The following is a 4,290-nucleotide window of genomic DNA, read 5'->3' as shown; positions in this document are numbered from 1 at the left end:
CCCACGCTCCGCCCCCGGCCGCCCGGGCTCTTTCCGGCCCGGCCCCGAACGCGCGCTTGTGCCTGCCGGCTCGGCGCCCAGCGTCCTGCCACTTCGCCCCCTCCCTCCGATATGCCGTACGGACTGCCTGTCAGATGCCGGACAGCTTGCCGTTGTACTTGCTGACGACGATGGCGATCGTGCCGGCGATGGCGATGGCCCCGGTGATGCCGGCGACCCAGATGATGATCGTGGTGATGGAGATGTCGCCCCGGTCCTTGGAGCTGTGTTCCTTGATCTCCTGCCAGTGGGAGCGCAGGGCGACGGACAGACGGACGGCCAGCTTGGTCATGACGGACTCCTTGAACGGGTCAGGTGGTGAGCATGCGGATGATGGCGGGGAAGGCGATCAGGAGCATGACCAGGACGGCCAGCAGGGCGCCGGGGGCGGTCATCTTCTCGCTGTTCGCGTTGGCGTCGGCCGCCTGGGCGGCCAGCAGTTCGGTGCGCAGGTTCTTCGCGCGGGAGCGCAGGGTGGCGTAGACGGACGCGCCGTCGTCGGCGGACTGCCGCATGATCGCCGCCAGGTCGTCCATGACGGGCAGGTCGAGTTCGGCGGTCAGCCGGGCCAGCGACTCCCAGTGCGGCACCTTGTCGACCCGGGACTGGGCCAGGGCCGCCTGGATCCGCTGGAACGCCCAGCCCTGGCCGACCTGCGCTGCCTGCTCCATGGCCTGCTCGGCCGAGACGTTCCCGGCCCGACGCAGCGCGACCAGGTCGAGGTAGGCGGCCATGGCGTGAGCGAACTCGCCCCGGGCCCGCTTCGCCTTGTCGCGCAGTGCCAGATCCGGCGCGAACCACAGCACGGCCGCCGCCAGGATGGCGACGATCGCGGGCAGATACAGGGGAAGCCCGAGCAGCAGGAACGGGACGGTGGACAGCGGCGGCAGCAGCAGCCCGCCGCCGGCCAGCGCCACCTTGGTCAGGAGGAACTTGGCGGGAGTGCTGCCGGTCAGGGCCAGGTCCTTGTACGGGATCCGGACGCCCGGCACGTCCGCCAGCCGCTCAAGCAGCCACTGGCCCCACCGCTCGTCCCGATCCACGACCTGGTCGCCTGCGGCGGCGGGCGCGGGTGCGGGCTGATTGAGGCGGCGCAGCGCCGGGCCGAGCGCCGGCGCGGGCCGCAAGATCTCGCGGATCAGCAGGGCGCCGCCGGTGCCGATGGCCGCTCCGGACAAGATCGCCGCGACCGGCATCATGCACCCACCTCCACAGCCGATTCGGATGCCTCTTCAACGCCCTCGGGGGAGGAGGCGGGGGCGACGGCGCTGCGGGGGTCGGCGATCAGGAACCGAGGGACGGGCTTGATGTCGGCGATCTGCCGCATCATCACCAGGACCCCGACGAACCCCGCGAGCAGCACGGCCAGGACCAGCTGGCCCACCATCGTGCCGTAGGGGGCGGTGTAGGAGGGGACGAGGAATCCGGCACCGACGACGCCGAGGGTGATGATGGTCATCCACCGCATCGTCGTACGCGGCTTGGCCCGGTCGGCCTCGATCCCCCGCCGTCGGGCGACTTCCTCGTGGACGGACTCGGCCAGGTCGTCCAACGCCTGCGCGAGCCCGGGCCCGCGGTCGGCCGCCGACAGCACCAGAGCCGCGACCACCTTGTCGGCCGTCACATCGTTCAGGGCGTCGCCGCAGGCGCGCAGCGCGTCGGTGGGCCGCCAGCCGACCTGGAGCCGGTCGACGAGATCGGCGACCTCACCGGCGATGTCCTCCGGACATCCGCGACGCGAGATCTGCAGCGCCTCGTCCAGGCCCCGGCCCAGCCGCAGGACGTTGGCCAGGCGCTGCGTCCAGTCACCCAGGGCTTCGAGCTTCCCGATCCGGGCGGTGGCCGACTTCGTCGGCGACAGCAGCCACGGAACCCCTATCACCGCCAGGAACAGCATGACGGCGGCGATGAACACCCCCGTCACCATCCACAAAAGCACCCCGCCCAGAGCCCCGCCCACCAGGCGGGTACGGCGGGCCATCCGCTCGTCGCGGCTCGCCAGCTGCCGCCCGGCCCGCAGCCGCGCGGCCAGCCCCGGCCCCTTCGGTGCGCTGGTACCGACGATGCCGGCCACCAGGCCGACCAGGCCGCCCGACAGGGCGAGCCCCGCGAGCACCCACCACAAAACGGTCACAGCGCCGCCTCCCTCACCAGCAGCGGCAGCGCCGCGCCCCATGCCCCGGCCGGGGTGTTCAGCAGCGAGGCGTCGAAGCCGGCCCGGCGGAGGTCGTTGATGCAGCGCGGCAGCATCAACGGCACCGCCCGGTGCTCACCCCACTCCGGACGCGGCCCAAAGATCTGGTTGGTCTCCGGGCGGCCGCCCTCGCCGATGCCGGTGACCTCCAGGACGTGGGAGACGAACCGGTGCCGGTGCCCGCCGATCTTCGTCTCGTCCACGGAGGAGACGAACACGATGAAGTGCAGCCCGTTCGCGGCCTGCCGGTAGGCCAGCGACTCCGACATGTTCGCCTGCGCCAGCAGATACAGCTCCGCGATCCGGTCGAAGACCACGGAGGGGTGGATGGCGTGCAGGGTGCACAGGTTGCCGCCCGCACCGTTGGTCATCGCCTGGAGCATGGCCACGATCTCCGGCCCGCGGACCTCACCGACCACGATCCGCGTCAGCGTCATACGCAGCGCCCGGTACATCAGGTCCATCAGCGTGATCTCACCGGCGGCGACGCCGGCGACCATTTCGCCGTTGGACTCGCGGGCCTCCATCGGCACGACCTGCTGGTGGTACCCGTTCTCATGGGCAAAAAGTTCGAATTCGGTCTCCAGCGTGGCGAACCGCTCGTCGGGGTCGATCTCCTTGAGCAGCGCCCGCAGCAGGGTCGTCTTCCCCGCGGCCTGACCGCCCACGATCATGACGTTCTTCTCCGCGCGCACACACGCCCGCAAGAACGCCTCCAGCGTGGAATCGAGCATTCCCCGCGAGACGAGTTCGGGCAGGTCGGCGTGGCGCATGCTGTGTCGGCGAATCGTCATATATGTGCCCGGCGTGACGTCGATGACCGCCTGGAGGCGGGACCCGTCGGCCAGGCGCAGTGCCAGGAACGGGTCCGCGGTCGACAGGCTGCGCTCGGCCTGCCCGGTGGTGCGCCGGGCCAGGTCCCGCAGGAGCTCGCGCAGTTCCTCGTCGGAGTCCGCGACCGGCGCCACCCGCACACGCCGCCCGTCGGTGAAGTCCAGCCACACGTCCGCGTACCCATTGATGAAGATGTTCTCCACCAGCGTGTTGTCCAGGTGCTGCTGCAGCCGCCCGGCCCGGAACTGCAGATCGAACACCGCCTGCGCGATCAGCGCGTCCTCGCGCGGGCTGGTAGCCACCCCTCGTTTGACGGCCTCAGCGTCCGACCACACCGCGACCTGCTCGTTGATCAGGTGCCGGCCCTGCTGCTCCTGCGCGGCCTGACTCAGCCCGGGCCGGGCCCGCAGCAGCTCGGTCAACCGCTCCCCGACCTGCTTCTTGATCAGCCGCACCGCCCCGTAGTCCACCACCACATCACCGCCCGGCCCAGCAGCCGGCTCGGGCAGGCGCTGCGCGCCGGCGACGGGGCCCGTGGGGGCGGGAACCCACGGGTTGGCCGGGCGGGAATCCACGGCCTCCGGCGAGGCCGCCACGGCCACGCCGCGGGCGGCGCCCAGCCGACTTTCGAGAGACCCAGACCCGGCGACGCGGGGGTCGTTGTGCAGGGGGTTAGCGCGCACCGCTCACCACCTGAGCCGCGTCCGCGCTGGGCGGGGCCAGGCGCGAGCGGCGGATCGCCACCAGCTCCTGCACCCGCACCGCCGCCGACCGGGCAGAGCGCATCAGCTCACCAGACTCGAAGCGGCGCGGCTGCTCCGCCCCGTCCGACAGCACCGCCGCTTCCTTGGGCCGCCACGGCAGCACCGCGGTGACCGTGACCCCCAGGTGCTTGCGCACCTCCTCCTTGGAGAAGGGCCCCTGATCCACCAGCAGTATCCCCAGCTCCGTGGCCCCGCCCAGCGACTCCCGCAACGCCTCCAGCCGCACCTGGGCGCTCTGCAGCCCGCGCAGCGTATTGCGCGCGACCAGCAGGACAGCGTCCGCCTTCTGCGCGAGCACCCCGGGAGCACCGACAGCGCCCCGCCGCCCCAGGTCCACGATCACGTCGTGCCCATGCTGCTCGATCCCCGCGAACACGGCCGAAAGCGGCCGCCACACCGGCTCCATCGCCGAGGCGTGCGCCGGGTCGTAGAGGCCGGGCAGCACCAGCCGGTCCCGCG

The 4,290-nt window shown here is 71.9% G+C and carries 5 protein-coding genes; all 5 read right to left on the bottom strand.

Features of this window, described 5'->3' with window-relative positions; genetic code table 11:
• Window positions 1–130 precede the first annotated feature (130 nt).
• Complete coding sequence (locus tag VR44_RS17655; protein WP_094191722.1) at window positions 131–331, bottom strand: hypothetical protein; 201 nt, start codon at window positions 329–331, stop codon at window positions 131–133.
• Between the two features lie 19 nt (window positions 332–350).
• The gene (locus VR44_RS17650) at window positions 351–1,238 is read right to left on the bottom strand and encodes a type II secretion system F family protein (protein WP_045948474.1); all 888 of its coding nucleotides are present in this window, start codon (window positions 1,236–1,238) and stop codon (window positions 351–353) included.
• Complete coding sequence (locus VR44_RS17645; protein ID WP_245691903.1) at window positions 1,235–2,173, bottom strand: type II secretion system F family protein; 939 nt, start codon at window positions 2,171–2,173, stop codon at window positions 1,235–1,237. The genes VR44_RS17650 and VR44_RS17645 overlap by 4 nt, the downstream gene beginning before the upstream one ends.
• Window positions 2,170–3,750: a TadA family conjugal transfer-associated ATPase gene (locus tag VR44_RS17640; RefSeq protein ID WP_425424516.1), complete on the bottom strand. Its 1,581-nt coding sequence runs from the start codon at window positions 3,748–3,750 to the stop codon at window positions 2,170–2,172. Before VR44_RS17640 ends, VR44_RS17645 begins: the two co-directional genes overlap by 4 nt.
• On the bottom strand, window positions 3,740–4,290 hold a 551-nt coding region (locus VR44_RS17635; protein WP_045948472.1), incomplete at its 5' end, for a CpaE/TadZ family protein. The genes VR44_RS17635 and VR44_RS17640, both read right to left, overlap by 11 nt.

The sequence above is a fragment of the Streptomyces katrae genome (genome assembly GCF_000966975.1).
GTDB classification, from domain to species: domain Bacteria; phylum Actinomycetota; class Actinomycetes; order Streptomycetales; family Streptomycetaceae; genus Streptomyces; species Streptomyces katrae.
Note: the sequence above shows the minus strand (reverse complement) of the source record. Positions and strands in the feature narration are given on the sequence as shown.

Excerpts from the sequence above, each read along its gene's own strand:
- VR44_RS17655 (WP_094191722.1), bottom strand. The coding sequence starts at position 331 with ATGACCAAGCTGGCCGTCCGTCTGTCCGTCGCCCTGCGCTCCCACTGG.
- VR44_RS17650 (WP_045948474.1), bottom strand. The coding sequence starts at position 1,238 with ATGATGCCGGTCGCGGCGATCTTGTCCGGAGCGGCCATCGGCACCGGC.